The organism is Rhodopseudomonas sp. BR0C11 (genome assembly GCF_010820945.1).
Classification (GTDB): domain Bacteria; phylum Pseudomonadota; class Alphaproteobacteria; order Rhizobiales; family Xanthobacteraceae; genus Rhodopseudomonas; species Rhodopseudomonas palustris_H.
On sequence record NZ_QTKI01000515.1, the window covers coordinates 1 to 2947 of the forward strand.

1 protein-coding gene is annotated in these 2947 nt (G+C 66.4%); it reads left to right on the top strand.

The features are described from left to right. A partial coding sequence (metH, locus tag DYI24_RS24365) for a methionine synthase (protein ID WP_164574154.1) occupies positions 1-2607 on the top strand: 2607 nt, incomplete at its 5' end. Positions 2608-2947 lie beyond the last annotated feature (340 nt).

The window sequence follows — 2947 nt, forward strand, 5'->3', positions numbered from 1 at the left end:
GAGCCGGACATCGCCAAGGTGCCGGGGATGGTCGACTCCTCGAAGTTCAACGTCATCGAGGCCGGGCTGAAGTGCCTGCAGGGCAAGCCGGTGGTGAACTCGATCTCGCTCAAAGAAGGCGAGGACAAATTCGTTCACGAGGCGGGCATCGCCAAGCGTCACGGCGCCGCCGTGGTGGTGATGGCGTTCGACGAGACCGGCCAGGCCGACACCTACGCGCGCAAGACCGAGATCTGCGCCCGCGCTTACGACATTCTCGTCAACCGCATCGGCTTCCCGCCCGAAGACATCATCTTCGATCCGAACATCTTCGCGATCGCCACCGGCCTCGAAGAACACAACAATTACGGCGTCGACTTCATCGAGGCGACGCGCTGGATCCGCCAAAACCTGCCGCACGCCCACGTCTCCGGCGGCGTCTCCAACCTGTCGTTCTCGTTCCGCGGCAACGAGCCGGTGCGCGAGGCGATGCATTCGGTGTTCCTGTATCACGCCATCAAGGCCGGCATGGACATGGGCATCGTCAATGCCGGGCAGATGATCGTGTATGACGACATCGATCCCGAGCTGCGCCAGGTGTGCGAGGACGTCATCCTCAACCGTGATCCCGGCGCCTCCGAACGCCTGCTGGCGCTCGCCGACAAATATCGCGGCCAGGGCAAGCAGCAGAAGGAACAGGACCTCGCCTGGCGTTCGTGGCCGGTCGAGCAGCGGCTCAGCCACGCGCTGGTGCACGGCATCACCGAGTTCATCGAAGCCGATACCGAGGAAGCGCGCGCCAAGGCCGGGCGGCCGCTGCACGTGATCGAAGGCCCGCTGATGGCCGGCATGAACGTGGTCGGCGACCTGTTCGGTGACGGCAAAATGTTCCTGCCGCAGGTGGTGAAGTCGGCCCGCGTGATGAAGCAGGCGGTCGCCTATCTGATGCCGTTCATGGAAGCCGAGAAGGCGGCCAACCTCGCCGCGGGCAAGGACTCCGGGGAGCGTTCCTCCGCCGGCAAGATCGTGCTCGCCACCGTCAAGGGCGACGTCCACGATATCGGCAAGAACATCGTCGGCATCGTGCTCCAATGCAACAACTTCGAGGTGATCGACCTCGGCGTGATGGTGCCGGCCGCCAAGATCATCGAGACCGCGAAGGCCGAGAACGCCGATAACATCGGCCTGTCCGGGCTGATCACGCCGTCGCTGGACGAGATGAGCTTCCTCGCCGGCGAGCTGCAGCGGAGCGGCTTCGACATTCCGCTGCTGATCGGCGGCGCGACGACGAGCCGCGTCCACACCGCGGTGAAGATCGACCCCGCCTACCCTGCCGGCAGCGTGGTGCACGTCAACGACGCCAGCCGTGCGGTCGGCGTCGCTTCTTCGCTGCTGTCGAAGGACAAGGGCGCCGCCTATGCGGCGGAGGTGCGTGCCGACTACGCCAAGATCTCGGCCGCGCATCACCGCGCCCAGGCCGACAAGAAGCGGCTGACGCTCTCCGCCGCCCGCGCCAACGCCACCAAGATCGATTGGGCCGCGACCAAGCCGGTCAAGCCCTCCTTCATCGGCACCCGGAGCTTCAGCAGCTATTCGCTTGCCGAACTGGTCGACTACATCGACTGGACGCCGTTCTTCCAGGCCTGGGAGCTCGCCGGACGTTTCCCCGCGATCCTCGACGACAGCGTGGTCGGCGAAGCGGCGCGGTCGCTGTATGCCGACGCCCGCAAGATGCTGGACCGCATCGTCACCGAGAACTGGTTCACCGCCAACGCGACGATCGGGTTCTGGCCGGCGAATGCGCAAGGTGACGACATCCTGGTCTATGCGGATGAAGCGCGCACCACGCCGATCGCCACGCTGCACAGCCTGCGCCAGCAGCTCGACAAGCGCGAAGGGCGTGCCAACGCCGCGCTCAGCGACTTCATCGCGCCGGTTGCGAGCGGCGTCGCCGATTATATCGGCGGCTTCGTGGTCACCGCCGGCATCGGCGAGGACGTGATCGCCGACAAGTTCAAGGCCGAGCGCGACGACTACTCGTCGATCATGGTCAAGGCGCTGGCCGATCGTCTCGCCGAAGCCTTCGCCGAGCGGATGCACGCCCGCGTCCGCCGCGAATTCTGGGGCTATGCGCCGGACGAGACCCTGTCGGCCGACGATCTGATCCTGGAGAAGTATCAGGGCATCCGTCCTGCGCCCGGCTACCCGGCGCAGCCCGACCACACCGAGAAGGCGACGCTGTTCGAACTGCTCGATGCCGAAGCCTCCGCCGGCGTGACGCTGACCGAGAGCTTTGCGATGTGGCCGGGCTCGTCGGTATCGGGGCTGTATTTCAGTCATCCGCAGAGCGCCTATTTCGGCGTCGGCAAGATCGAACGCGATCAGGTCGAAGACTACGCCGCCCGCAAGGGCTGGGACGTCGCCACCGCCGAACGCTGGCTGGCACCGGTGCTGAATTACATCCCATCGCGCAGCGCGGGCGCCACGGATGAAACCGGCATGCCGCCGCTGGCGCCGCAAGCCGATGCTCCGCTGTCGGCCGACGACGCCGCGCTGGCCTCGCACCCGCAGGGTTGCACCTGCGCGCTGCACCTCGCCTGGCGCAAGCAGAAGGTCGCGGCGAAGTAACAGCGGCGGACTTCTTGCAGTCGTGATCGCCTGCGCAAGCCGCCGTCCCCACCTCCGTCGTCCCCCGCGCAGGCGGGGGACCCAGTATTGCAGAGAGCGCGTGGTCGGCACCGGCCGATGAAACGAACGCGCTCGGATACTGGTTCGCCCGGACGAGCCGGGCGATGACAGCTGAGAGTGGGACGAGCGCGTGCGTGATCGCGAGGCTTGTCTCGAGCTTCGGCTCGAAATGCGTTGTTCCGATTCAGCCTGTCAAACAGCCACGGCGTCGCGATCTCGCGGCTCTGCCGAGCCCGAGCTATGCGCCCGTCGTCGTCACGACGAGGGGCGGGGGCGCGCC